General features: G+C 48.8%; 25 protein-coding genes and 1 tRNA gene. 10 read left to right on the forward strand and 16 right to left on the reverse strand.

Annotated features, from left to right (window positions below; genetic code table 11):
- Positions 1-236 precede the first annotated feature (236 nt).
- Positions 237-1,022, reverse strand: coding sequence for a methyltransferase domain-containing protein (locus NQX30_00920; GenBank protein ID MDM5146950.1), 786 nt, complete (start codon positions 1,020-1,022; stop codon positions 237-239).
- The gene (locus tag NQX30_00925; protein MDM5146951.1) at positions 1,006-1,416 is read right to left on the reverse strand and encodes an FxsA family protein; all 411 of its coding nucleotides are present in this window, start codon (positions 1,414-1,416) and stop codon (positions 1,006-1,008) included. The genes NQX30_00920 and NQX30_00925 overlap by 17 nt, the downstream gene beginning before the upstream one ends.
- Between NQX30_00925 and NQX30_00930 the strand changes: the two genes are divergently transcribed.
- On the forward strand, positions 1,404-1,745 hold the full coding sequence (locus NQX30_00930; GenBank protein MDM5146952.1) for a divalent-cation tolerance protein CutA: 342 nt from the start codon (positions 1,404-1,406) through the stop codon (positions 1,743-1,745). The genes NQX30_00925 and NQX30_00930 overlap by 13 nt on opposite strands.
- Complete coding sequence (gene dsbD, locus NQX30_00935; protein ID MDM5146953.1) at positions 1,736-3,478, forward strand: protein-disulfide reductase DsbD; 1,743 nt, start codon at positions 1,736-1,738, stop codon at positions 3,476-3,478. The genes NQX30_00930 and dsbD overlap by 10 nt, the downstream gene beginning before the upstream one ends.
- Here dsbD and NQX30_00940 read toward each other — a convergent pair.
- The 3 genes from NQX30_00940 to NQX30_00950 are packed head-to-tail and all read right to left on the reverse strand — an operon-like array spanning position 3,475 to position 5,302.
- Complete coding sequence (locus NQX30_00940) at positions 3,475-4,185, reverse strand: UDP-2,3-diacylglucosamine diphosphatase (protein MDM5146954.1); 711 nt, start codon at positions 4,183-4,185, stop codon at positions 3,475-3,477. The genes dsbD and NQX30_00940 overlap by 4 nt on opposite strands.
- Positions 4,182-4,700: a peptidylprolyl isomerase gene (locus NQX30_00945; protein MDM5146955.1), complete on the reverse strand. Its 519-nt coding sequence runs from the start codon at positions 4,698-4,700 to the stop codon at positions 4,182-4,184. The genes NQX30_00940 and NQX30_00945 overlap by 4 nt, the downstream gene beginning before the upstream one ends.
- A complete protein-coding gene (locus NQX30_00950) occupies positions 4,697-5,302 on the reverse strand; it encodes a peptidylprolyl isomerase (protein MDM5146956.1) in 606 nt (201 codons plus the stop codon). The genes NQX30_00945 and NQX30_00950 overlap by 4 nt, the downstream gene beginning before the upstream one ends.
- Positions 5,303-5,345: 43 nt before the next feature.
- Between NQX30_00950 and gltX the strand changes: the two genes are divergently transcribed.
- From gltX to NQX30_00980, 6 genes are all read left to right on the forward strand, one after another.
- The gene (gene gltX / locus NQX30_00955) at positions 5,346-6,725 is read left to right on the forward strand and encodes a glutamate--tRNA ligase (GenBank protein ID MDM5146957.1); all 1,380 of its coding nucleotides are present in this window, start codon (positions 5,346-5,348) and stop codon (positions 6,723-6,725) included.
- Positions 6,726-6,875: 150 nt separating this feature from the next.
- Positions 6,876-7,835, forward strand: a complete 960-nt coding sequence (locus tag NQX30_00960) for an NAD(P)-dependent oxidoreductase (protein ID MDM5146958.1) — start codon at positions 6,876-6,878, stop codon at positions 7,833-7,835.
- 20 nt (positions 7,836-7,855) lie between these two features.
- On the forward strand, positions 7,856-8,641 hold the full coding sequence (gene xth, locus NQX30_00965) for an exodeoxyribonuclease III (protein MDM5146959.1): 786 nt from the start codon (positions 7,856-7,858) through the stop codon (positions 8,639-8,641).
- A 144-nt stretch (positions 8,642-8,785) separates the two neighbouring features.
- Positions 8,786-12,388 carry a hydantoinase B/oxoprolinase family protein gene (locus tag NQX30_00970; GenBank protein MDM5146960.1) on the forward strand — a complete coding sequence of 1,201 codons (3,603 nt, stop codon included), beginning with the start codon at positions 8,786-8,788 and terminating at the stop codon, positions 12,386-12,388.
- 187 nt (positions 12,389-12,575) lie between these two features.
- Positions 12,576-13,016, forward strand: a complete 441-nt coding sequence (gene aroQ / locus NQX30_00975; GenBank protein MDM5146961.1) for a type II 3-dehydroquinate dehydratase — start codon at positions 12,576-12,578, stop codon at positions 13,014-13,016.
- Positions 13,017-13,021: 5 nt separating this feature from the next.
- The gene (locus NQX30_00980) at positions 13,022-13,477 is read left to right on the forward strand and encodes a type II 3-dehydroquinate dehydratase (GenBank protein ID MDM5146962.1); all 456 of its coding nucleotides are present in this window, start codon (positions 13,022-13,024) and stop codon (positions 13,475-13,477) included.
- A gap of 155 nt (positions 13,478-13,632) precedes the next feature.
- Here the strand turns inward: NQX30_00980 and NQX30_00985 are convergent, their stop codons facing one another.
- Genes NQX30_00985 through NQX30_01005 form a run of 5 tightly spaced genes read right to left on the reverse strand, consistent with a single transcriptional unit; the run spans position 13,633 to position 20,064 of the window.
- Positions 13,633-14,229: a glutathione S-transferase N-terminal domain-containing protein gene (locus NQX30_00985; GenBank protein ID MDM5146963.1), complete on the reverse strand. Its 597-nt coding sequence runs from the start codon at positions 14,227-14,229 to the stop codon at positions 13,633-13,635.
- On the reverse strand, positions 14,226-15,311 hold the full coding sequence (aroC, locus tag NQX30_00990; protein MDM5146964.1) for a chorismate synthase: 1,086 nt from the start codon (positions 15,309-15,311) through the stop codon (positions 14,226-14,228). The genes NQX30_00985 and aroC overlap by 4 nt, the downstream gene beginning before the upstream one ends.
- 19 nt (positions 15,312-15,330) lie before the next feature.
- Positions 15,331-16,977: a single-stranded-DNA-specific exonuclease RecJ gene (recJ, locus tag NQX30_00995; protein ID MDM5146965.1), complete on the reverse strand. Its 1,647-nt coding sequence runs from the start codon at positions 16,975-16,977 to the stop codon at positions 15,331-15,333.
- Positions 16,974-17,633: a ribose-5-phosphate isomerase RpiA gene (rpiA, locus tag NQX30_01000; GenBank protein MDM5146966.1), complete on the reverse strand. Its 660-nt coding sequence runs from the start codon at positions 17,631-17,633 to the stop codon at positions 16,974-16,976. Before rpiA ends, recJ begins: the two co-directional genes overlap by 4 nt.
- Positions 17,634-17,637: 4 nt before the next feature.
- The gene (locus NQX30_01005; protein ID MDM5146967.1) at positions 17,638-20,064 is read right to left on the reverse strand and encodes an FAD-dependent oxidoreductase; all 2,427 of its coding nucleotides are present in this window, start codon (positions 20,062-20,064) and stop codon (positions 17,638-17,640) included.
- A 57-nt stretch (positions 20,065-20,121) separates the two neighbouring features.
- Here NQX30_01005 and NQX30_01010 point away from each other — a divergent pair, with 57 nt between their 5' ends.
- Entirely contained in the window at positions 20,122-20,550 is a 429-nt protein-coding gene (locus NQX30_01010) for a DUF192 domain-containing protein (protein MDM5146968.1), read from the forward strand.
- Between the two features lie 42 nt (positions 20,551-20,592).
- Positions 20,593-21,924, forward strand: coding sequence for a dihydroorotase (locus tag NQX30_01015; GenBank protein ID MDM5146969.1), 1,332 nt, complete (start codon positions 20,593-20,595; stop codon positions 21,922-21,924).
- A 4-nt stretch (positions 21,925-21,928) separates the two neighbouring features.
- On the opposite strand, the gene NQX30_01020 is transcribed toward NQX30_01015, so the two are convergent.
- The 6 genes from NQX30_01020 to panB all read right to left on the reverse strand — a co-directional run bounded on the left by NQX30_01020 (position 21,929) and on the right by panB (position 24,745).
- On the reverse strand, positions 21,929-22,066 hold the full coding sequence (locus tag NQX30_01020) for a hypothetical protein (protein ID MDM5146970.1): 138 nt from the start codon (positions 22,064-22,066) through the stop codon (positions 21,929-21,931).
- A tRNA-Pro gene (locus NQX30_01025) sits at positions 22,039-22,115 on the reverse strand. The genes NQX30_01020 and NQX30_01025 overlap by 28 nt, the downstream gene beginning before the upstream one ends.
- A 37-nt stretch (positions 22,116-22,152) precedes the next feature.
- Positions 22,153-22,728 (reverse strand): hypothetical protein, encoded by a 576-nt coding sequence (locus NQX30_01030; GenBank protein ID MDM5146971.1) that lies wholly within the window; start codon positions 22,726-22,728, stop codon positions 22,153-22,155.
- A complete protein-coding gene (locus tag NQX30_01035; GenBank protein ID MDM5146972.1) occupies positions 22,725-23,090 on the reverse strand; it encodes an HIT domain-containing protein in 366 nt (121 codons plus the stop codon). Before NQX30_01035 ends, NQX30_01030 begins: the two co-directional genes overlap by 4 nt.
- Complete coding sequence (gene panC, locus NQX30_01040) at positions 23,087-23,938, reverse strand: pantoate--beta-alanine ligase (protein MDM5146973.1); 852 nt, start codon at positions 23,936-23,938, stop codon at positions 23,087-23,089. Before panC ends, NQX30_01035 begins: the two co-directional genes overlap by 4 nt.
- Before the next feature lie 15 nt (positions 23,939-23,953).
- Positions 23,954-24,745 carry a 3-methyl-2-oxobutanoate hydroxymethyltransferase gene (panB, locus tag NQX30_01045; protein ID MDM5146974.1) on the reverse strand — a complete coding sequence of 264 codons (792 nt, stop codon included), beginning with the start codon at positions 24,743-24,745 and terminating at the stop codon, positions 23,954-23,956.
- Positions 24,746-24,811: the final 66 nt, after the last annotated feature.

Below are 24,811 nucleotides of genomic sequence, written 5' to 3' on the forward strand. Positions count from 1 at the left end.
GTACTTTGAACAAAAAGAGACAGTTCAATTAATGTTTTAAGCCAATTATTTAATTCTTGCTCCCCCCCATTTTTTTAAATTATCCGAACGCACTTAATAAAGATAAATATGCAATATTAGGAAAATTATTTTTAATACGGTTAATCTACGTTTATTGCCTAATTAATCAATAAATAATATGCTCTGAAACAATCGGTAAAACAAAGCGTGATTTTCTATAGTGCTGCCGTTGTTGCTTATGCAAAGTTAATAACGGTTTCTTTTGGTGCTGTGCGCCATGCGATGGCGTACACTATTTCATAAGTTGCAGGGACTCGCCCTGCTTCATCGGCAAACAATTTTTCATACTCCGTCATTGCTGCTTGCCATTGTCGTCGTCCAGTAAGTCCTCGCCGCCGCGTTTGTAGTGCGCAGCCTGCTCCCCAATTATGTACTTCGCGCAACGCATCTTCGGCGGCGGCATAGGTTAATGTTAATTGTTCCATTTCTAACATCGGCTCGCTAAAACCGGTTTGTACTAGCAAGTCGCCAATGTCGTGCATGTCCATAAACGTGTGCATCCGCAGTGGTGCATCTGGTTCTGTTTTGGCAAAAGCAGCGCGCGCTTCTCGCAGAGTGTCTGGTCCTAGTGTACTGAATATTAGCAGCCCTGTTTCGGGCTTAAGTGTGCGCGCAGCTTCTTTTAATGTTTGTTTTATGTCCGCCCATTCAAAACACAAGTTGGACCACAGCATATCCAAAGAAGCTGACTGTAGTGGCAAAAATTCAGCATCGGCCAGCACACGATAGCCCGAAGCGTGATGCAATACCGGCAGAGCAAAGTCCAGTGCAATTACTTGCGCTGTTGGATAGTGTTTTTGTAATGCTTTTCCGTCACCGCCAATATCTGCGGCCCATTGCGGATTAATGTCAATGCAAACCAGTCGTTCGGCTAGCCGTTCTCCGATAACAGCTGTCGCATCATCTGCTATCGCTCGAGAAAAGGCTCGACGTACCTGCGCTTTGTCAGTTGCGACGCTCATCCTCTTGAGTGTCATTAATAATTTGTGCTTCTGCTTCTACTATGCCGTCATCGGTGGGTCGGTTTGGTGTCGGCTGAGCTTTCACCGGAAAAAGTGCAATGGCGAGTGCTAATACATCGCTTAAATAGCCGGGAAAAAATAACAATATGCCAACTGCCCACAATTTGCCAAATCCGATAAGGGCTCCCAATCCAGCACCGCTTTGTTCGCGCATAATGCGAATGATTTCACCAAATCCGATTTTGGCAACTTTGATTAGTAACGCGCCCAGCCCCATGGTGATAAACAAATATAGCAGTGCCACCAGCGGTGATTCCACTACCCAACTGATGAGTAGGTAAATTTCTAACACGGGCAGCAGTAGTACAATAAAAAATAATAATGAAAACGGCATGGACTTTCTCGCAAGGTGCGCGCGTCGTTGTGTTTTGCAACGCGCCGGATGATTTTTGCGCGCAAAACATCGCGCGGCGGCTGGTCAATGACAAAATTACAGCCTGCGTTAATATTTTACCTGCCTGTCGCTCCATTTACCAATGGGAAGGAAAATTAAAGGAAGAAAATGAAATCCCACTGTTAATTAAAACCACCGCCGAACGGATAAGTGATGTGGAAACCACTATTCGCCAACTGCATCCTTATGAAATGCCGGAAATTATCGTACTGCCGATTGTTGGCGGTGGCGATGACTATTTGCGCTGGGTGAGTGAACAATGCGGTTAATTTTCGCACTGTTTGCACTGCTGATTTTTGGCACGGTTTTCGCTGAACGACTGGATCCGTTGCCGCCGGAAGAAGCTTTTGTATTTTCGGCAACGGCTACCAGCGATGGTGTACAAGTGGTGTACGCCATGCCAGAAGATTTATATTTGTATCGTACGCGTTTTTCGCTGACTACGGCAACTCCTGGGTTTTCGGTAAAACAGGTGGATTATCCACCGGGAATCTGGCATGACGATCTCTATTTCGGAAAAATGGAAGTGTATTACGGTCTCGTAACATTACGGGCGCAAATAGCCGGAGAGGGGGAATTTAATCTTGTTGTCATTTCCCAAGGTTGTGATGAACAACTGGGTATTTGTTATCCGCCACGGGAAGATACAGCATTGTTGCGAGTAGCAGATGGTCAATTGTCGCTCCCGTCTTCTACACCGACTGCCAATGATGCTGCACCTGCTGATGAGGCCGCCGCCGCCGCCGCCGTTGTTGGTGATAACCTATGGCGGGCGATTATTGTGTTTTTTGGCTTTGGGTTGTTACTGGCGTTTACTCCTTGTGTACTGCCAATGATCCCGGTGCTTTTGGGAGTTATCAGCGGTGGTGCTCGCGAACGCCGTCGCGTGATGGCGCTTACGATTGCCTATATTATTGGCGTTTGTGTGACTTTTACCGTATTAGGCGTTATTGCTGGATTATCTGGACAACTGTTATCTGCTACCTTGCAACAGCCGCCGGTTTTGGCGGTATCAGCGCTAATTTTTGTTGCGCTGGCGTTATCGCTGTTTGGTTGGTACGACTTACAAGCGCCAGCATTTTTGCGTAACCGGTTAGCTAAAAGCGGTACCGGTAGCATCGGTGGTGCGGTGGCGATGGGAGCTTTTTCGGCAGTGGTAGTTAGCCCTTGTGTGGCGGCACCGCTGGTTGGTGCGCTTATTTATATTGGCAATACCGGTGATGCTTTTGGCGGTGGCGTATCATTATTTGCGCTGTCTTTGGGAATGAGTGTGCCACTGATAATTGCCGGTGCTACTGCGGGCGCTGCGCTACCTAAGGCCGGCGAGTGGATGAATGACATCAAGCGGATATTGGGTGCGTTGATGCTTGGGGCGGCAGTGTGGGTGGCGTCTTCGCTGCTGTTTGCCACAGTGGTGGTATTTCTATACGGTGCCGTGCTGATTCTCATCGGTATTTTTATGCGTGTATTAGAGCCGTTGCCAGCTGCTGCCGGGAGTGTGGCGCGTATTGTCAAAGCACTGGGTGTTCTCTCCCTACTGTGGGGTAGCGCTATGGTTATAGGTGCGGCAAGTGGCAGCCGCGATTCGCTAGCGCCGTTGTCACACTGGCGTAGTGATGGTGCGATTGTATCGGTGACGGCATTAGATTTTTTGCCGGTGCAATCAGAAAATGAATTGCAAAAAGCAATTAACGCTGCTGGTGGGCGTTTGGTTATGCTGGAGGTGTACGCCGATTGGTGTGTGTCGTGTAAGGAAATGGAGCGGTTTACATTTTCCAATGAACAAGTACAGAAAAAACTGCAACAGATGGTGTTGCTCAAAGCCGACGTTACTGCCAATAGCGAAGCTCACCAAATCTTGCTCAAGCATTTTGGTTTGTTTGGGCCGCCGGCAATTATGTTTTTTGATGGAGACGGTCAGCTAATTAAAAATGTCCGCGTAACGGGTTATCAATCTGCTGCTGATTTTTTGCGCACACTCAATGCTGCCGGCATTGGTTAATTTATTGAGTTAATGTGGATGATTTCAATATCATCGGAACGTAAGTCCGCATAACCGGGTGCGGTCTCCCAGTCTGGCAGGCAACAACGAGTGAACGAGCGCTCACTCTCTGTCCATTTCTCTAATTCTGGTGTGTGAGTGTGTCCGTGTACCAACGTTGTGCAATTGTGTCGTTGCATCGCCGCCGTTGCCTGAGAATGATCAATTGTCGCTGGCTGCCGGCGTTTTTGGCTTTGTCGCCGTATTGCCTGTGCGAGCCATTGTCGCCAAGTTAGTGGTAAAGCGTTACTAATGGCGACAAAAACTGTGCTATGAACCAGCTGACGATAACGCAAGTAAGCAGCATTAGCACATAGCGTGTCACCGTGCATTAATAACATTCCTGCTATCGCATATTCATCGGGCAGTAATTGTGCACCAGCAGCCTTGCAAAAGCGCGCGCCCAATAAAAAGTCTCGATTGCCGTGTTGAATGCATATCCGCACCCCGGAGGCACTTAATGCGGCAAGTTCATCTACCGTATTAATGGCAAGTGGGCTGTTGTCGTTATCGCCCAGCCAAACGTCAAAAATATCGCCCAGTAGATATAGCTCGTCCGCCTGTGATGCAGTATGGCGTAAAAATTCATAAAAAAGTGTTGTGCGCGCCGATTCAACTGCGCTTAAATGTACATCAGCAACCGCCAGTCGGCGGGGGAGTAAACTCAAGTGCTGTCTTCTTCAACGAGGTCTACCGATTCAATAACTACGTCTTGTTCGGGGACGTCGGAGTGACCGGAGCGCTCGCCAGTGGCAGCTTCGCTGATGGTTATGCTTACATCGGTACCGTTTATTACCTTGCCAAATACACAGTAACCAAAACCTTCGTCGGTAGGCGCTGTGTAATCCAAAAAGTCGTTGTCGCAGACATTGATAAAAAACTGACTGGATGCCGAATGCGGTGCCGGCAAGCGTGCCATGGAAAGAGTGAATTTTTTGTTTTTGAGTCCGTTGGCTGCTTCGTTAAGAATGGGCTCTTCGGTCGCTTTAAGATACATGCCACGTTCCAAACCACCACCTTGAATCATAAAATTGGGAATGGCGCGGTGAAATAGCGTGTTGGTATAAAAACCACTTTTAGCATAACGCAAAAAATTAGCTACTGTTGCCGGTGCTTGTTCGGGATACAGCTCGGCAACTATCACGCCGTAGTTGGTAAGAATGCGGACGAGGGGATTGCTCATTGTGCCGATTTCTTTTCTACAATTATTGCTTTTTCAATGATGACCGAAGTTGCAGGGACATCGGCAAAAGGTCCGACATTTTTTGTGGGTGCGGCAGCAATGGCGTCAACTACTTCCTGTCCCTCAACTACTTTACCAAATACTGCATAACCGGGATTAGACGGCGAACGATCTAAGTTACCATTGTCGTTTAGATTGATAAAAAACTGACTGGTTGCCGAATGTGGATCATTGGTGCGTGCCATAGATAGGCTATAGCGTAAATTTTTAAGTCCGTTGCCGGCTTCATTTTGAATTGGTGCAGCAGTTTCTTTTTGTTTCATTTCAGGACTGAACCCGCCGCCTTGGATGACGAATCCCGGAATTACGCGGTGAAAAATAAGTCCATCAAAAAAGCCGTTTTCAACGTAAGAAATAAAATTAGCGGCGGTGAGAGGGGCGTTTTTTTTGTCTATTTCTATTAACATTACCCCTTTGTTTGTAGTCATTTCAACCCAAGCAGTTGTGGTGTCATTAGCAGCGGAAGTGCCATTTTCCTGTGCTTGGGCGACCCCGAAAGGCGCTAGGATAAAGGCAATAAGTGATACGAAGGCTTTTTTCATGGCAAAATCTCTTTTTTCAACGACATAATTCTATCTAATTCTCTTGTCTATCTCCAAAACACCGATTCGCACCCGTTTTGCACCCAGCCCTTCTGGTTTTTTGCATTTGGGAAATATTCGTGCAGCATTATTTAATTGGTTGCTCGCCAAATCATTGGGTGGCACTATGTTGTTGCGCATTGAAGATACCGATGCCAATCGTAGCGGCGATAATTATGCGGCAGCGATTGAAGACGATCTCAGCTGGCTTGGATTGGATTGGGCAGGAACTCCTATTCAACAATCGCAGCGAACAACGGAATATAACCAAGCGTTGCAAACACTGCTGAATAATGAAAAAGCCTATCATTGTTTTTGTTCGCCAGAAGCACTGAAAGCAGAACGTGCTCGGCAGCTTCAGGCTGGGCAACCACCACGTTATTCGGGTGTGTGCGCGCGCGGGTCGGTACAAGAAGCGCAACGGCGATTGAATAACGGGGAGCCGGCTGTGGTGCGCTTTCGCATGCCAGCGACAGAAATTGAATTTAATGACATTGTTTACGGGAGCATGAATTTTGACGGCGGTGACATTGGCGATTTTGTGTTGCGGCGAGCGGACGGTACGTTTTCATTTTTCTTTGTTAATGCGGTGGATGACGCATTGTGCGGTGTTACTCACGTTTTGCGTGGTGCTGATCACTTGGCTAACACGCCACGGCAGGTAGCACTGCTATCGGCATTGATGCTGAAATTTCCGACATATGGTCACGTACCATTAATAAATGATGTTGACGGTAGACCTCTGTCCAAACGCAATGACCGTGACGGTATGTCTTCGTTGCGAGATTTGCGAAAGAAAGGCTATATACCAAAGGCAATTGTGAATTATTTGGCGCGGTTGGGGCACACCATTGCCGATAACCAGTTGTTGACGTTGGCAGAATTGGCATCAATTTTTAACACAGAGGCACTGAGTAAAGCGCCGTCTAAATATGATGGTGCACAGTTAGCACACCGCCAAAAAGAAGCGACATTGATACTGGATGCGGCGGAATGGCGGAGTTGGTTGTGTTCAGTATTGCCGGCGACGTTGGTGGACAATCCGGTTTTTTATGAAGGAGCACGCGAAAACATTGTTTTGTTCAAAGAGGCCAAAGAGTGGGCGGCAGTAGTGGATGCTGAAAACCTACAATTTACCGAAGCAGCACAGCAGGCATTGGCGGATGCGAATTTTTATCATGCGGCGTTGGCAGAATTACAAGATGATATGGAGTGGAAGTCGTTTTGTGTCCGCGTGGGCAGCGTAACTGGAAAAAAAGGCCGTGAGTTGTTTTTGCCATTGCGGGCAGCGCTGACTGGGCGCACTGACGGACCGGTCATGGGACCGTTATTTACGTTAATAGGCAAAAAAATGGCGCACGCGCGAATTTGCCAGCACACCTAATTTCATCAAAAATAATATGTTGATAAACAGCACGTTAAATTTAGTTTTATCTGTCTTTAAAATTAATTTTCGTGCTTGGTGGACTCGCACAAAGAGTCCAATTAAAAATGGTATTATTGATATCGTCCGCACCAACAGAAAGGCAAATATATGAAAATCGGATTTATCGGATTGGGCAATGCGGGTGGTAAGTTGGCGGGTAGTTTATTGCGTAAAGAATTTGATTTGACTGTGCACGATTTGCAGCCTGCCGCGGCTAAACCCTTGCTAGATAACGGCGCCAAGTGGGCGCAAACACCGCGTCAAGCGGCAGTGGATGCCGATATGATAATTACTTGTCTGCCCTCGCCTGCTGCTAGCGCTGCTGTGATGGAAAACGCTGACGATGGGGTGTTGTCGGGACTCAAGGCAAACGTTGTGTGGGGGGAAATGAGCACTACGGACGAATCGGAAGTGCGTCGTTTAGGCGTTAAAGTATTAGCTGCCGGTGGACAAGCGCTGGATTGTCCAGTATCGGGTGGCTGTCATCGTGCCGCCACCGGAAATATTTCTATTTTTGTGGGTGGTGAGCGGCACACGTTTGAGCGCGTGCTGCCGGTACTCAAAGCGATGGGGCGGGACATTTTGCATACGGGTGGGTTGGGTTCAGCGTCGGTGCTGAAAGTGCTGACAAATTATTTGGCGTCGGCAAACCTTGTGTCATTGTGTGAAGCGTTGGTTGTTGCCAAATTGGCGGATATGGATTTAAATGTGGCTTATGAGGCTATTCGTATTTCATCCGGCAATTCTTTTGTCCACGAAACGGAGAGTCAAGTGATTTTGAACGGTAGTCGCAATATTGATTTTACGATGGACTTGGTGCTCAAAGATGTTTCTCTATTTCAAACTCTTGCTGACAGGATAGGGGCACCATTGGAGTTGTCGCCGTTACTGGTTTCTATTTTTAAAGATGGCGCTGCTCGTTATGGTAAACGGGAATGGTCATCCAACATTATTCGCCGTCTAGAAGATGCCTGTAATACCAGTGTCCGTGCGCCGGGTTTTCCGGCACAGATGATTGATAATGAGCCAGAGACGACGGGAGCCGAAGTCATTCCCAATCGTTCATAACTGTTGTGACCGCCGAAGCAATAAAAGTCGCCACGTGGAATGTGAATTCTGTTCGCGCTCGCCTGCCGCATGTGCTGTTGTGGTTGCAAGAAGTAAAGCCCGATGTTTTACTGTTACAGGAAACTAAAAGTATGGACGATAAATTTCCATATGTAGACATTGAAGCGGCGGGGTACGAGGTGGCGCACTATGGTCAGCCGGCCTATAACGGCGTCGCTATTATCAGTCGCTTACCATTAACAGAAATTATCCAAGGGATGCCAACCCGTGCCGATGACCCGCAGGCACGGGTACTGGCTGCTACGATAAAGCCAGCGGATAAGCCGGTACGATTAGTATGTGCATATGTGCCCAACGGACAAAGTGTGGGCTCGGACAAATATCTCTACAAATTAGAGTGGTTGGCCGATTTTTGCGATTATCTGTCAGATGCTCGTGCCCGTTATACGCGGGTGGTCGCCGGTGGTGATTACAACATCGCACCGGAAGCCTCGGATATTTATGATGCCGAAGCGTGGGGAGAAGAAGTGCTGGCTTCACCGCCGGAGCGTGCGGCATTGAAACGGATTTTGGACGTTGGTTATGCGGACGCACACCGTTTATTTGAACAACCGGAAAAAAGCTTCTCGTGGTGGGATTATCGAGCTGCCGCATTTCGCCGCAACATAGGAGTGCGTATAGATTTACTGCTGTTATCGGCAGACTTGAGCAAAAAATGTGTGTTTTGTGCCCCCGACATCACGCCACGTAGCTGGGAACGGCCATCTGACCATGCGCCGGTAGTGGCGAATTTATTGCTAAATTAAACGAGCTTTTATTTCAGTAGATGGGTGGTATTGATAAGCACACTGGGAGTGAACAATGTACACGACCTCATTCAGTTTGGTAAGTATAGAAAGATGAGTGCGAGTTTGTGCACATGTAGTAATTTAGTGTTATAAGTCTGTATTGTGTGGGATTTTTGGATTGACAGAGGCGGTACTTTTACCGATATTGTTGCGCGACGCCCCGACGGCGGTTTGGAAACACGCAAGTTGTTGTCCGACAATCCGGAACAGTACGAAGATGCCGCCGTAGCCGGAGTGCGTGATTTATTAGGATTGGCAGCCAATGCGTCGTTGCCAGCCAATGCGGTCAATGTCATCAAAATGGGTACTACGGTTGCTACTAATGCTCTTTTAGAGCGCGTGGGAGCTCGCACTGTTTTATTGATTACCGCAGGTCTTGCAGACTTGCCGTATATTGGTGAACAAAATCGCCCACGGTTGTTTGATTTGCATATTTGCCGTCCCAACATTTTGCCTGAGCGAGTAGTTGGCATTTCTGGGCGATTGGACGCGGAAGGAGGTATTATCACTCCGCTGGATGAATCGGCAGTGCAGACGGTATTGCAGGCAGCATTTGATAATGGTATTCGCAGCGTGGCAATTGCTTTTATGCACAGCTATCTCAATCCGGTACACGAGAAGAGGGCAGCGACGATTGCAAAAGAAATTGGTTACACGCAAATATCAATCGGTCACGAGACCAGCCAGCTTATTAAAATTGTCCCTCGTGCTGATACGGCTGCACTGGACGCTTATCTGACACCGCTCTTGCGTCACTATGTAGATGGTGTAGGACGAATGCTGGGTGCGTCTTGCGGTGGTCGGTTGTTGTTTATGCGATCTAACGGTGGGCTTGTCGCCGCTAATTTGTTTCAGGGGCGAGATGCGATTCTTTCGGGGCCTGCCGGCGGTGTGGTGGGTATGGCACGCACTGCCGTTGCGGGAGGGTATGACAATGTTATCGGGTTTGATATGGGCGGCACGTCCACTGATGTTTGCCACTATGCTGGAGAATTTGAGCGCAGCAGTGACAGTGAAATTAGTGGTTTGCGGTTACGCACGCCTATGATGCGTATTCATACAGTGGCAGCCGGTGGAGGTTCCATATTGCGTTATGAAGACGGACGCTGCCAAGTAGGACCGCAAAGCGCTGGTGCTAATCCTGGTCCTGCCTGCTATCGCCGCGGTGGGCCGCTGACAGTAACTGATTGCAATGTCATGTTGGGACGTATTCAGCCGACACATTTTCCTCGTGTTTTTGGTAAGAACGGAGATAAATTATTAGATGCGGCAGTAGTTAAAAAACAATTTATTGCCTTGGCACAGACCGTTGCCGAAGAGTCTGGCAACTCTCCCTTGTCACCTGAAGAAACGGCGGTTGGATTTCTTCGCATTGCCATAGAAAACATGGCCAATGCCATTAAAAAAATTTCAGTGCAGCGCGGTTATGATATTACGTCGTATGTACTTAACAGTTTTGGCGGAGCCGGAGGCCAACACGCTTGCCAGGTTGCCGATGCGTTGGGAATGAAAACAGTTTTTACACACCCTTTCGCTGGTGTTTTATCGGCTTATGGAATGGGGCTTGCCGATATTCGCGCGCTACGGGAACGACAATTTGAGTGCTTGGTAGATGCTGTTGTTGAAGCGGATGCAGCGCTGGCGGATATGGTAGAGGGGGCGGTGGCGGAAGTCATTGGTCAAGGCGTCGCCGAAGCTGGTATTGATATCGTCAAGCGTGTTCGCCTGCGTTACGAGGGGTCACACCAGACGTTGACTGTTCCCTTTGGCACTGCAGAAAAAATGCGGGTAGATTTTTCAGCAACTCATAAAGTTCGATATGGATTTGTTGCTGACGAACGGGCGCTTGTTATGGAAGCGCTAGAAGTGGAGGTAATTGGTCGCAACACACTGCCGCCTGAAAATGTCTGTGAGTCGGTAACAACATTGCCAATTCCGACCGATACAGTGCGCGCTTATATTGATGGCGAATGGCGGCAGACGCCCCTGTATCGCCGAGGTGATTTGCTGTCTGGACAATCATTAGAGGGGCTTGCCATTATTAGCGAAGAGACGGCTACCACCGTGGTAGAAGACGGCTGGCAGGCGCATGTTAATTCCTACGGACATTTGATTCTTCAGCGCATTCGGATGCGTGCCAAAGAAAATATTGCTGGTGGGTGTCCTGACCCAGTTATGTTGGAAGTGTTTAATAATTTATTTATGTCTATTGCCGAACAGATGGGCTGGACATTAGCCGATACCGCGTATTCGGTCAACATTAAAGAGCGGTTGGATTTTTCGTGTGCATTATTTGACGCTGGCGGTGGACTAGTTGCCAATGCTCCGCATGTGCCGGTACATTTGGGTTCTATGGGCGAGTCGGTGCGTACCGTCATTCGCCAATGTGGTGACACTATGCAGCCGGGTGATTCGTTTATGCTCAACTCGCCCTTTGATGGTGGCACTCATCTTCCCGACATTACCGTTGTCTCGCCGATTTTTGATGATACTGGTGTGCATATTCGCTTTTTTGTCGGATCGCGTGGTCACCATGCTGACATCGGCGGACGAACTCCCGGCTCAGCTCCGCCCGACAGCCGTCACATTCAAGAAGAAGGAGTGCTTATTAGATGTTTCAAAATGGTGAGTGGTGGGAAATTGCGTGAAAAAGCCATTCGTGCTTTATTAGCTGTCGGACCCTACCCTTGCCGTAATATTGCACAAAATATTGCTGACTTGCAGGCGCAACTGGCGGCCAACGAAACTGGCATCCGCGAAACTCAAAAAATGCTTGCACAATTTGGGTGGGAGGTAGTGCGCGCATACATGACACATGTGCAGGACAACGCTGAAGAATCCGTGCGCCGTGTTATCAAAAACCTAAATGGAGGAACTTATGTTTATCCGCTGGATAGTGGCGCGAAAATTTTGGTACGTGTTGACATAGACCGTGCAGCACGCACGGCGTGCATAGATTTTTCTGGTACTTCATTGCAGAATTCCGGTAACTACAACGTGCCGTCGGCGGTGTGCCGTGCGGCAGTATTGTATGTATTGCGTACACTTGCTGGTGCCGACATCCCGCTCAACGAAGGCTGTCTTAATCCTGTTAGCATCATCACGCCGGCAGGTAGTATGCTTAATCCAGACTATCCAGCGGCGGTTATCGCCGGCAATACCGAAGTTAGTCAGGCGATTGCCAACTGTCTGTTGGCGGCGGTGGGAGCACAAGCTAATTCGCAGGGAACAATGAATAATTTTGCGTGGGGAGATGAAACATTGCAAAATTACGAAACCATCGGTGGTGGCACTGGTGCTGGCCCGGACTTTGACGGTGCCAGTGCGGTGCAATCACATATGACTAATACTCGCATGACTGACCCAGAAGTATTGGAAAGGCGTTTTCCGGTGCGATTGGAAGAAATGTCTATTCGCACCGGTTCTGGCGGGTGTGGAAAATATAAAGGTGGTTGCGGCACAGTGCGGCGGTTGCGTTTTTTGCGACCAATGACAGTAACCGTATTGACATCACACCGCCGTACGCCGCCCTTGGGTATGGTTGGTGGCGGTAATGGTATGACAGGAGAAAATAGTGTGTGCAAAGCGGACGGTACGATGGTTTACTTGCGTGGTAATGATGAATGCCAAATGGAGGCGGGGGATGTTTTTGTCATGAAAACGCCGGGCGGTGGCGGGTGGGGAAAAACCAGTAATGCCGATTAGGTTGCTCGGCGTACGCCGTTGGAAAGAATTTGGGTATTGTGTGGTGAGTCATGAATAATAAGATTTTTGATATTATTGCTAAATTGTAAAAAACGAATAATGACTCAATTTATGGTACAACTTTTTCCGCAAAAACGGATGAAGATTCTAACCACGAAGAAATTGCGGCGTGGCGTGGCGGTATCTTATGTCTAATTTATTTTCAATCATTCACGGACCCAATCTAAACATGCTTGGCAAGAGAGAAATCGGCATTTATGGGAAGGAAACGATGGACGATATTAATGCTGAAATTAATCGCGAAGCGGATCGGATTGACGTTGCAGTTGATTTTTTTCAATCCAATTCAGAAGGTGAGTTGGTAACGCACATGCAGCAATGCCGAGAAAGAGCTAAAGGCGCCGTGCTCAACGCTGGAGCGTACACGCATTATTCAATCGCTTTGCGCGATGCCATTTCGGCGGCGCAGATTCCAGTTATTGAAGTGCATATATCCAACGTTTACAAGCGGGAAAGTTTTCGCCATGTGTCAGTGATTGCGCCTGTGTGCGCCGGGCAAATTTGTGGTTTTGGTTCGCAAGGATATATCTTGGCGCTTAAAGTGTTGGCTGAAAAATTTGATATTTAATTGATATGAAAAACAGTGAAAAATTGAAAAAAATCCTAGTCATATCAGGACCTAATATAAGCTTTTTGGGAGCGGATGAAACTTCCATTGATGAGCAAATTTTTTTAAAAGAAATTCATAGCACATTAAATTCGATTGGTAGTGAATTTAATGTTGAAGTCGTTTGCGTTCAATTTGATCAAGAAAAAGAAACAATAGACTGTTTACAAAAAGCCACTGATGCGTTTAGGGGAATTATTATTAACGCAGGTATTTTGGCGCGCAATGGTTATGCACTTCGTAACGCCATTGAGGCGTTGGCTGTGCCCTGTGTTGAGGTTTTTGTTTCCAATGTTCATGCCAGTGAAGAATGCCGCCACCAGTCTGTTATCGCTTCCGCTTGCGTTGGTGTCATCGGTGGTTTTGGTATCAAAAGTTATATTTTGGCGCTACAAGCATTAGTCCATCTGAGGGAAGTTTGATGACATATGGTGGAAGCGTGTTGACGGTATGCGCCGGGTATACGCCACAAAAAATCGCAAATAATATTGCGAGTCAACATTTTTTTATTCTCAAAGAATATTGTTGCGCACAAAAATCGGTTGGTGATTTTTTTACTAGAAGCTAGAAGATTGGTTTATCGCCTTGGATCAGTTTGTGTTAATGAACTTCGTGGAGCGATATTTTCAAACCATGCCGTCAATGCAGGATTAGTGGTGCGCCAGTCATAGTCTGGTATTCGAAAAGAGAGCATGTCCAGTAGGCAAAAACAACCGACATCGCTCAGATCAAAACTATCGTTGCGTGTGGCTATGTCTTTATTTAAATACGCTAAAACACTGCCAACCTTAGACATAAGCCAGTCACGCCACGCAGCCGAGTCCATTTCTGGCGCTACACGTTTGGCCATAATAATACTCAACATTGAATCCAGAGCGCCTTCTACCAGTGCGGTTCGGTTTTTTACCGCGGCTCGTGCTTTTGGTTCCGTGGGCAAAAAAGGTGGCGTGCTATTTAAGCTGTCTAAATATTCACAAATCGTGCGTGAATCTATAATGATTTCGCCATCGTCGGCAATGAGTACCGGTACTTTGCGCAATGGATTAGTGGCGAGCAATTGCTCGTCATTTTCCCACGGTGAAGCGGGCGTTATTTCGCAATTAATGCCTTTTTCCAAAATAATAACGTGTGCTTTGCGGGCATAAGGGCTGGTGGGGGTCATAAGTAATTTCATGAGTTGTACCTCGAGGTGATTAATAAATTTCCGCATTGACCGCGGTGACGCAAAGCGTGGTCGACTAATGTCAGAGCCAGCATTGCTTCAGCTACTGGTACGGCGCGGATACCGACACAAGGGTCGTGACGACCTAATGTGGAGACTGTGGTTTCTTCATCTTTTTTGTTTAACGTGCGGCGTGGCAGGCGAATGCTGGAGGTTGGTTTGATTGCCAATCGCGCAACAATATCCTGTCCGGTAGAAATGCCACCCAACACGCCGCCGGCGTGATTGGAAGCAAAGCCGGCTGCTGTCATTTCGTCGCCGTGAACGCTGCCGGTTTGTGCGGCGGCGGCAAAGCCGTCACCAATTTCTACGCCTTTAACGGCGTTAATGCTCATTAACGCTTTGGCAATATCAGCATCCAATCGATCAAACACAGGTTCTCCCCAGCCTGCCGCCATGCCAGTTGATACTACTTCTACTACGGCACCGCAAGAGTCGCCGTCGCGTCGTAACTGTGTGATTTTCTCTTCCATCGCTGGTACTGCGCTGTCGTTAGCAGCAAAAAACGGATTGTGCGCTGTTTTTTCCCATGACTCAAATGGCACCTCAATATTTCCCAATCGCATCAACCTGCCGTGCACGGTAACGCCAAAATTTTTTAGCACTAGCCGTGCTATTGCGCCTGCCGCCACCCGCGTTGCGGTTTCGCGAGCCGAAGCGCGGCCACTGCCTCGATGATCGCGCCGACCATATTTTTTAAAATATGTGTAATCAGCATGGCCGGGACGGAATAAATCGCGTAAATCATCATAGTCATGTGACTTGGCGTCTACATTGCGAATCAGCAAACCGATGGGAACACCGGTGGTGTGCCCGTCAAAAACGCCAGATAAAATTTCCACCGTATCTGGTTCGCGTCGCTGAGTGACGTGGCGTGAGGAGCCGGGACGACGGCGTGCCAAATCGTGCTGAATATTCTCTTCGCTTAGCGGAATGCCGGGCGGACAACCGTCTACAATGCAGCCAATCGCCGGGCCGTGGCTTTCACCAAAAGAGGATACGCAAAATAGTTTTCCAAATGTATTGCCAGCCATTAAATAAAATTATACGCGCCTACAAAATAATCTCAATGATTCCAGATACTTGGCTCGTATAACGATCATTAACCAGAGAAAAAACCATTGCTATTTTGTTGCCCACCAATTGTGTACGATTGAAGCAAATTGCGGGTAATCGCCAGTTGCCTTGTTGTAGCTGCAGTTGCAAATGCCCTCCTTTGAGTGGCCGTTGTTGGGAAATATCAAATTCACCGGCAAACCGTGGTGGCGGGAATCCTTCGCCCCAAACTAATTTTTGCAGATCGCTGACTGCCTGCATTGTTACTTCCTCTGGTGGTGGCACAGCGTCCACATCCCACGCTGATGCTCGGCTATTCATCTCTTCCTCTTCGCAGGCACGAGTAAAAACGTCGGCGAATTTTTCAATGTTCTCTACCGTTACACCAACCGCTTCGGCGTGACCACCAAAACGTCCTGGGATCACTCCGCCTTCAGTGGCAATTTTTTTAATAAGGTTGTGTAACTGCCAACCTTTAGGCGCCCGCCCTGAGCCGCGCCAGTAGCCTTCGTGTGGTGAAAACGCTAGTGCTGGTCGGTGATGTTTTTCACACAGTTGTCCCGCTATCAAACCGAGAACGCCGGGCAACCAATTATCTCGGGCGACGACAATGCCTGCCGGTAGGTGTTCATCCAGCAAAGCGCTGGCTTCGGCCATCGTGTTGCTCATAAGAGCTATGCGGCGGTTGTTCAGCGTATCCAGCTGTGCCGCCAGTCGGCGGGCTTGTGTCATATCGTTTGCGAGTAAAAAACGCACGCCCAGTGCGGCTTTATCAAAGCGTCCGGCAGCATTAAGTCGTGGTGCCAGACGAAAGCTAATGTCGCGGCAGTTAATGTCGTGTCGCGGACTACGTGTATAAACAGACAACGCCGCCAGCGGTGGACTGACTTGACCAGTACGCAACCGTGCCAGACCACCGCCGACCAAAGCGCGATTGATGGCGTCTAACTTTACGCAATCGGCGACGGTGCCCAACGCCACTAAATCCAGATAAGAGCTCATATCAAAATCAAAACCCAAATGCCGCCGTAGTGCGGCCATGGCATAAAAAGCCACACCCACACCTGCCAAGTTTTGTCCGGCATGATTTTCGCCGAGTCGCGGATTAACCAGACAATCCGCCGGTGGTAGTTCGTCTCCCGGCAGATGGTGGTCGGTGACACATACCGTCAAACCAAGTTCTTTTGCCCTCGCAATTGCCCGATTAGCGTTAATGCCATTGTCCACCGTCAACAATATTTGTGAGCCGTTGGCGGCTTCCGATTCCACAATGGCTGGATGCAGTCCGTAGCCGTGTGTTTGGCGTTCGGGGATTGTCCACGACACCGTCGCATTCATGCGCTGCAAACACTTTACTGCTAGTGCTGTAGCACTCATACCGTCGGCGTCATAATCGCCTACTACGCAGATTGGCTGCTTATTTTTCACTGCGGTACTCATCAAGTCACAAAAACGTTCAATGTTGGGCAAAAAATCGGGTGTGGGCAAAGTTTGCAACGAGGGAATGATTTCTTTTCGTCCATCAATCCCTCGTCCTGCCAGTAATCTTGCTGTTATAGGCGGTAGACCTTCATCACATAATTTCTTTTGTAAAATGCGGCAGACCGGCCGAATTTTAATTTTAGGATGAGTAAAATCGTTCATCGTTTATCTATTACCTGCAAGCCGCCGCTACCGGCAACAATAACCACATCGGCGCGGCGAAGGGAAAAAATGCCATTTTCCACCACACCGGCGATGGTGTTAATGTTTTTTTCCATTGTTGTCGCATCGGTAAGGTCTAAACCAGATACATCTAAAATCCAATTTCCATTGTCAGTCACGAAACCCTCCCGCCAGCGCGGGTTGCCACCCAACGCCGTGAGTTTACGTGCCGCATAAGAACGTGCCACGGGCAATACTTCCACCGCTAGTGGAAAGCGCCCCAAGCGCCGCACCGATTTTTTATCGTCTACAATGCAGACAAAATGTCGAGCGCAACAGGCTAGCACTTTTTCGCGTGTGTGAGCGCCACCACCTCCTTTGAGCATTTGCCGGTTGTCGTCAATTTCATCGGCACCGTCTACGTACACGTCTAATTCTTGCGCGGTTTCCAAACATTTAAAGCCGGCAGTTTCTAGTTGCCGGGCGGTACGCTCGCTGGCAGCTGTAACTGTTCCACGGCTGCCAGCAGATTCGGCTAACAAATTAATAAAACAGTCTACCGTAGAACCGGAACCTATGCCCAGCCTCGTTTCTTTATTAATAAAACGTAATGCTTCGCGTGCCGCTGCTACTTTTTGTTCCAGTTGTGTATCCATAAAATTAACTTCGCATTCTAATGTTGTCGGGGTCGTGTGCCGGTTGATGTTGAATAACCGCCGTGCGCCGGCTGCCCAGTATTTCAACCGTAAATTCGCTTTGCTCTTGTGCTAGTGCGGTATCCAAATAGCCTACGGCAAAACTTTTTTTGACAAAGTGGCCATAACCGCCGGAAGTAACAAAGCCTGCATATTTGTCGTCTTTATAAATAGGTTCATCGCCATTGGCATCGGCATCATCGGCGTCTATCACTAAGTTAACTCGCCGTCGCGTTGAACCGTGTATTCTCTCGGATTGAACTGCCGCTTTGCCGACAAAATCGGCGGTTTTGTCGTGAGCAACGAAAACGTCCAACCCTGCTTCTGTTGGCGTGAAATCTTCACGAAAATCCATCGCCCAAGCGCCATAATTTTTTTCCAGCCGCATGGACATGAGCGCCCGAGAACCAAAAGGGCGTATTTTTGCGTTAGTGCCAGCGGTCATAAGCGCTTCGTACAAGGCTAATTGGTATTCCGCTGCGCAATATATTTCGTACCCCAGCTCGCCGGTGAACGATACCCGTGCCACAATGGATGGTACTCCGCCGGCTTCCATCCGCCGTACCGACATGAAAGGAAAAGCGGCGTTTGTAACGTCTTCACGCGTAAGGCGTGCTAAAACTTCACGTGCTTGTGGTCCGGCGATGGCGATGCCGTGCCATTGTGATGAGCGGTTACACACTGTTACCCCCGTATCTGGCAAGTGCGATAAAAATACGCGCATGTGTGCCATTTGCGCCGCGCCGGAACCAAATACATAAAACGTTTCTTCATCCAGTCGTGCTATTGATAAATCCCCCAGCAGCCGCCCCCGTGGTGTGAGTAGTGGCGACAGTCGTAATCGTCCTGGTGGCGGCAAATGGCCGGCGAATAGTGAATCCAAATACGCCGCTGCACCGGTGCCGGTAATTTCGTATTTGGAGAAATTGGCGATTTCGATTAATCCCGAGTGTTCCCTGACATGACACACTTCATCGGCAACATGGGCAAACGCATTAGAACGGCGAAACGTTGGTGTTTCCACCGCTGATTTAGTGGTCGGTGCAAACCACAAAACGTGTTCCAAGCCAAAACTCGCGCCAAATACTGCGCCCGTTGCTTTGAATCGCTCATACAATGCAGTAGTGTGCCAAGGTCGCATGACGGGGAGTTCTTCATTAGGATAAGCCACCATAAAACGGCGACCAAAATTTTCAATTACTTTGTTAACTGTGTAATGACGGGTGGCAAAATCACCATATCTCGCAACATCCATGGCAAACACATCCATGCCCGGCTCGCCTTCTGTCATCCAGTCAGCAAACACTTTGCCGAGGCCTGCTCCTTGGCAATAACCGGCCATTACGGCACATGCTGACCAGTAATTGCGTAGCCCCGGAACTGGTCCTACCAAAGCGTTGCCATCGGGGGCAAAGGTAAAAGGTCCGTTCACTACTTTTTTAATGCCCGCCGTTTCTAGTGCCGGAAAATGCGCAAATGCCGTTTCTAGCCGTGTTGCAATGCGCGGTAAATTGTCGGGCAGTAGCTCGTGACCAAAGTCCCACGACGTGCCGTCTACTGCCCATGGTTTGCCGCCTTCTTCGTAGGTGCCGAGCAACATGCCCATGCCTTCCTGCCGACCATAAGCGTTGCCGTCAAAGTCTACCATCGCTGGCAGCTCACGTCTGAGGGCTTCAATTTCTGCTAGCGGTTCGGTAATCAGATAATGGTGCTCCATCGCTTGTAGCGGCAACTCTATGCCCGCCATACGCCCAACTTCGCGTGCCCACAAGCCGCCAGCGTTTACGACAATTTCGGCTTGTACGGTTCCAGTTTCAGTTGTGACATTCCAACCGCTGTCGTTGCGAGCTTGCAAAGCGGTCACGCGGGTGTGTTGTAACACGGTAGCCCCTGCTTGTTGCGCAGCTTTGGCATAAGCTTGGACGACGCTGGCAGGATCAACGTGGCCGTCCAGCGGGTCGTACAGTGCCCCCAAAAAATGACTTTTGTCAATTAGCGGGTGCTTCTCGTGAGCCTCTTCAAGACTGATAAACCGCATGTCTGGATTGTGCTCACGATTTTTTGCCTGCTCTTGAATAAGATAATTGAGTCGTTCTTCGGTGGAAGCTAGATAAATACCACCAGTGCGATGCAGTCCGATAGATTGACCGGATTCTTCTTCTAATTGTGGGTAAAATTTGAGCGTATGTAGTTGTAGCGCAGACAAATTAGCATTTGAATTAATAATATGAAATTGTCCTGCCGCGTGCCAAGAGGAGCCGCATGACAATTCGCGCCGTTCCAACAAGATAATGTCGCGCCAGCCTTTTTTTGCCAAGTGGTACAAAATACTACAACCAACTACGCCACCACCAATGATGACGACACGAGCGTGTTGAGGTAAATCTGCCATGACAGTCCTTTCTTTTCGTTACAATGCCTCTTTGGGTATCGCTAATCGGATTGTGCCATGCGTTTGCTTTTTTTTATATCATCAGCCATTTCAATTGCCTTTGCTGTATTGGCGGACAATATAAATAACGTGTGGCTTAAAATTAATAATACTGTCATACACGCTGAAGTGGCGGCAAGCAAAGCGGCGCGGGAGGAAGGATTGTCGTACCGTGACGCATTAGCTGCCAATGCCGGTATGTTGCTGGTTTTTGAGACTTCTCGTAAGGTTTGTCTGTGGATGCCGGAAGTGCGGTTCGCATTAGACGCGGCATTTGTTGATGCGGACGGCGTGATTGTCGGCACTGTACACATGATGCCACATACCGATACGCTGCACTGTGCCCCGCAGCCGGTTTTGTATGCGTTGGAAGTCAACGCCGGCTGGTTGGAGGCAAATGAGGTTCGGGTGGGTGACAAGGTTCACGGTTTGTCAACGAGCAATTAATTTTGGCGCACGCTGCGTTTAGAAGCGGCGTACAATATCAGCATGAATTTTTTATTGCGCGAGTGTGAAATTGTCGGCGATGGCGGTGTTACCGCTTCCGATGTGCGGGTACGAGACGGACGCATTGCGCAAATCGGAAGCAGTTTGAACGCTGCCGCTGGCGAACGAGTGGTGGAAGGCGGTGGACGATTGCTGTTTCCTGGGGCAATTGATGACCAAGTGCATTTTCGCGAGCCCGGACTTACACACAAAGCCGACATTGCTTCCGAAAGTCGTGCCGCTGCCGCTGGCGGTGTTACTTCGTTTATGGAAATGCCAAATGTTCAGCCGCCGACTTTGGATATGCAACGACTGGAAGAAAAACGCGCCATCGCCGCCGTTCATTCATGTGTTAATTACGCTTTTTATTTGGGAGCGTCCAATGACAATTTAGCCGCTATCGCTGCCGCCGACCCGCGTCGCATCGCTGGAATTAAAATATTTATGGGCGCGTCAACTGGTGATATGCTGGTGGATGATGAAGTTGTTTTGCGGCGAATCTTTGAAGTAGCGCCAACGCTCATTGCCACGCATTGCGAATCCTCGCCGCGTATTCGTAATAATTTGCAAAAAGCACAAAATTTGTACGGAGCCAATATTCCGGCGGCAATGCATCCTATCATTCGAAATGCTGCTGTCTGCTATGACTCTTCGTCTTTGGCGGTATCGTTGGCGCGGGAAACAGGTGCGCGGCTGCACATTTTGCATTTAACAACTGCGCAGGAAATGGAACTATTTGCTCCTGGGCCACTGGATAATAAGCACATCACTGCCGAAGCGTGTGCGCATCATTTGCTGTTTGATGAGAGTGATTATGTAGCGTTAGGGATGCGTCTTAAAACCAATCCAGCGGTTAAAAGCCGCGCCGACCGTGAGGCGTTGCACTTAGCGTTAGCCGAAGGACGTATTGACGTGCTGGCGACCGATCACGCGCCGCACTTACCGGCAGAAAAAGACCAACCTTACATCCAAGCTGCAGCCGGCATGCCGTTGGTGGAATACGCCCTGCCGGCGTATTTGGAGCTAGTGGCAGATGGTGTGCTGACATATGCGCAAGTGGCGACCAAAGCTGCTGGTGCAGTGGCGGATATTTTTTCGATTCGCGAGCGTGGTTATATTCGCGAGGGATATTACGCTGATCTTGTATTAGTGGAAAAAACGCCAGCGGGTACGCCAGCTCGCAAAGCGGTACTCAGTAAATGCGGATGGACTCCATTTGCGGACTATCGGTTTCGTCATTCTGTGCATAGTACCTATGTGAATGGTCATTTAGTGTGGAACGAAGAGGAGATTCAAGAACGCGTGCGTGGCATGGCGTTAGAATTTGATCGGTAGTCAGTTAATCTAAAACGTCCGAAAGACAGGGTTGGTCGCCTGTTTCCAACGTTTGCAATAAGGTGCAATAAGGCAACAATGCTTCCATTTGGTCAATAGCCAATATTGAAAAAGTGGTCGGGGTAGCGAGATTCGAACTCACGACCTCCTGCTCCCGAAGCAGGCACGCTACCAGGCTGCGCTATACCCCGTAAAAAGGCGATTCTATCTGAATTTAAAACGGCGACCTTAACTCTGCGCCTGCCTAACGGTTTTTGTGAAAAAATTCCATCGCGAACCGCGAAAAAACCGCCACCACCATATATAAAAAATGAAGCCGGCAAGGCCACTCGACCAAATTTCCGCATATTCCCATGGTATTGCCTTACGCGACGCCAGTAATATAAAACAGAGGATAATCCACAAACGCGGGTGATGTGGCAGTCGTTGCTTCAATAGTGTGCCGATAAACCAGCCAGCTATAAATAACGCAAATAACGCGATAACGGATGGTTGTTTTTTAAAGAAGGTGCTGTTGAGTGTAGTTGCCAGCATTGCCAAGGTTAAATTAAGCGGATGCAGCGTTTGCCAAAAAACAAACGGTTGCCGCCACAAAGAGAGCAGGCCAAATAAGACGAACAAAAAATAGGCTGCCAATCCGGCTGCTGCGCCTCCAATGACTCCAAATCCCGCCCAATCTTTCTGCGCATCCAACCACCATATCGTTAGGGCACAAATACCAATTAGTTGTGTGAGGAGCACTGCGTCTCCTAGAAAAATGCCGATGCGAAAACCAACAGCAACAAGCGGGCGGCGAGCACTCATTGGCTGGGCGATAGCAGAGAGCCTAATTTTTGTCCAGCGAAAATGTGTACATGCAAGTGCGGTACTTCTTGGTTTGCGTTGGCGCCGTGATTGGCGATGAGTCGGTAGCCGTCCGCTTCTACTCCGAGCAGGCGCGCTACTTCACCGATGTCGCGTATATAGCCAACAATCTCAGCTTCGGAAGCGCGGGCACTGAAATCGGCAAAAGACACATAAGCGCATTTGGTAATTACTAGCGCATGGATGGTAGCTTGTGGACTGATGTCATAAAAAGCCAATGAATATTCACTTTCATATATTTTGTTGCACGGTAGTTCGTTGCGCAAGATTTTGGCAAACACGTTGCTGTTATCATAAATCATGCAAGCTCCCTTTTCGCCGCATTGGGACAGCGTATCTCAATATTATCAATTAATCGTGTTTGCCCCAATGTTGCTGCCACTAGCAACACTATATCCCCACTTGCCGTCGATGTCAGTGTTGTCGCATTGCGACATTCCACATAATCTACAACAAAGCCGTCTGCTTGTAACTGTTGCCGTACCGTAGCTGCCGCTGTTGTCGGTTTTTCGCCAGCGGTAATAGCGGCAGCCGCCGTGCGTAGTGCATTCGGCAGCAAAACTGCTCGTTGTCGTTCGTCGGAGGTGAGATAGGCATTGCGCGAACTCATCGCTAGCCCATCGGCTTCGCGCAAGATGGGCATGGCAGCAATTTTTGTAGGAAAATTTAATTGCGCCACCATCAATTGAACAAGGAATAATTGTTGAAAATCTTTTTTGCCAAAAATGGCTGTTTGTGGGCGCACACAATTCAACAATTTACAAACCACCGTTGCTACTCCCTGAAAAAAACCGGGGCGTGAGCGACCGCATAATTCATCTGCTAGCGGCGGCAGGGTTATTGTGACTGTTTGCGGTAGCGGATACAATTCAGCGTCATTGGGCGCGAACACAATATCGGCAATGTTTTCTAGTCGTGCGCAGTCGGCTTCTAACTCACGCGGATAAGTGGAAAAATCTTCGTGTGGACCAAATTGCAGCGGATTAACATAAACACTGACTACATTGATATCGGCTAGTTGACGGCCGTGGCGCACCAACGACAAATGCCCTTCATGCAACGCGCCCATGGTGGGTGTAAGTGCCACGTGTTTGTTTTCTGGCAGCATCGCGCGTAATTCGTTTACACTGTGCACGATAACGGGCAACATAACAGTTAAAGACAGTTAAAAAGCGTTTTCGGCGGCGGGGAAATCACCGTTTTTGACTGCCTGCACATATGCGATGAGCGCATCTTGCACGCTCTCTGCATCCGCCATAAAATTTTTAACAAACCGTTTGCGGGCGCCGGCAGATAATCCCAGCATATCGTGTAATACCAGTACTTGTCCGTCACAATCGCGGCCGCTGCCTATGCCGATAGTGGGTGGTTGCAAATGTGTGCTCAATTCTGCCGCTAGTACTGCAGGAATCATTTCCAACACCATCGTTACCGCGCCGGCTTGTTCCATACTGAGCGCATCTTCTCGCACTGCCGTTGCCGTGTCGCCGCGTCCCTGAACTTTGTAGCCTCCTTGGGCTCGTACCCACTGCGGCAGCAATCCCACATGGGCGCACACTGGAATACCTCGTTCGGTCAAAAAACGCACTGTGGGTGCCATTGTTAAGCCGCCTTCTATCTTGATAATGGATGCGCCTGCTGCCATTAATTTAACAGCATTGGCAAAAGCACGTTCTGGTGAAATTTGAAAAGTGCCAAACGGCATGTCACCGATAATGACTGCATCTGGCGCACCGGAGCGTACACAACGTACGTGATAAGCCACGTCGGAAAGCCGTACTGCCAGCGTATCTGGCGCGCCCTGCAATACCATGCCTAACGAATCACCTACCAACAAAGCATCTGCACCGGCTTCCGTCAGCAGGTGGGCAAATGTGGCATCGTATGCCGTCAGCACGGCTATTTTTTCGCCGGCGCTTTTTAATTTGAGAAATTTAGAAAAAGCATTGTGTTGCATTGCGAAAATTCTAATCCAAAAGAGTTTTTGTGCCAAACGACAGCAATATAAAGGCTCCGCATAGGA

The sequence above is a fragment of the Candidatus Persebacteraceae bacterium Df01 genome (assembly GCA_030386295.1).
GTDB lineage: Bacteria > Pseudomonadota > Gammaproteobacteria > Tethybacterales > Persebacteraceae > Doriopsillibacter > Doriopsillibacter californiensis.

Bases quoted from the DNA above. Each gene is read 5' to 3' on its own strand.
- dsbD (MDM5146953.1), top strand. From the start codon at position 1,736: ATGCGGTTAATTTTCGCACTGTTTGCACTGCTGATTTTTGGCACGGTT.
- panB (MDM5146974.1), bottom strand. From the start codon at position 24,745: ATGCAACACAATGCTTTTTCTAAATTTCTCAAATTAAAAAGCGCCGGC.
- NQX30_01010 (MDM5146968.1), top strand. From the start codon at position 20,122: ATGCGTTTGCTTTTTTTTATATCATCAGCCATTTCAATTGCCTTTGCT.
- NQX30_00930 (MDM5146952.1), top strand. From the start codon at position 1,404: ATGAAAACGGCATGGACTTTCTCGCAAGGTGCGCGCGTCGTTGTGTTT.
- NQX30_00925 (MDM5146951.1), bottom strand. From the start codon at position 1,416: ATGCCGTTTTCATTATTATTTTTTATTGTACTACTGCTGCCCGTGTTA.
- NQX30_01015 (MDM5146969.1), top strand. From the start codon at position 20,593: ATGAATTTTTTATTGCGCGAGTGTGAAATTGTCGGCGATGGCGGTGTT.
- NQX30_00980 (MDM5146962.1), top strand. From the start codon at position 13,022: ATGAAAAACAGTGAAAAATTGAAAAAAATCCTAGTCATATCAGGACCT.
- NQX30_00950 (MDM5146956.1), bottom strand. From the start codon at position 5,302: ATGAAAAAAGCCTTCGTATCACTTATTGCCTTTATCCTAGCGCCTTTC.
- aroC (MDM5146964.1), bottom strand. From the start codon at position 15,311: ATGGCTGGCAATACATTTGGAAAACTATTTTGCGTATCCTCTTTTGGT.
- NQX30_01005 (MDM5146967.1), bottom strand. From the start codon at position 20,064: ATGGCAGATTTACCTCAACACGCTCGTGTCGTCATCATTGGTGGTGGC.
- NQX30_01035 (MDM5146972.1), bottom strand. From the start codon at position 23,090: ATGATTTATGATAACAGCAACGTGTTTGCCAAAATCTTGCGCAACGAA.
- NQX30_00945 (MDM5146955.1), bottom strand. From the start codon at position 4,700: ATGAGCAATCCCCTCGTCCGCATTCTTACCAACTACGGCGTGATAGTT.
- NQX30_01030 (MDM5146971.1), bottom strand. From the start codon at position 22,728: ATGAGTGCTCGCCGCCCGCTTGTTGCTGTTGGTTTTCGCATCGGCATT.
- NQX30_00985 (MDM5146963.1), bottom strand. From the start codon at position 14,229: ATGAAATTACTTATGACCCCCACCAGCCCTTATGCCCGCAAAGCACAC.
- rpiA (MDM5146966.1), bottom strand. From the start codon at position 17,633: ATGGATACACAACTGGAACAAAAAGTAGCAGCGGCACGCGAAGCATTA.
- panC (MDM5146973.1), bottom strand. From the start codon at position 23,938: ATGTTGCCCGTTATCGTGCACAGTGTAAACGAATTACGCGCGATGCTG.
- NQX30_00960 (MDM5146958.1), top strand. From the start codon at position 6,876: ATGAAAATCGGATTTATCGGATTGGGCAATGCGGGTGGTAAGTTGGCG.
- NQX30_00920 (MDM5146950.1), bottom strand. From the start codon at position 1,022: ATGAGCGTCGCAACTGACAAAGCGCAGGTACGTCGAGCCTTTTCTCGA.
- aroQ (MDM5146961.1), top strand. From the start codon at position 12,576: ATGTCTAATTTATTTTCAATCATTCACGGACCCAATCTAAACATGCTT.
- recJ (MDM5146965.1), bottom strand. From the start codon at position 16,977: ATGAACGATTTTACTCATCCTAAAATTAAAATTCGGCCGGTCTGCCGC.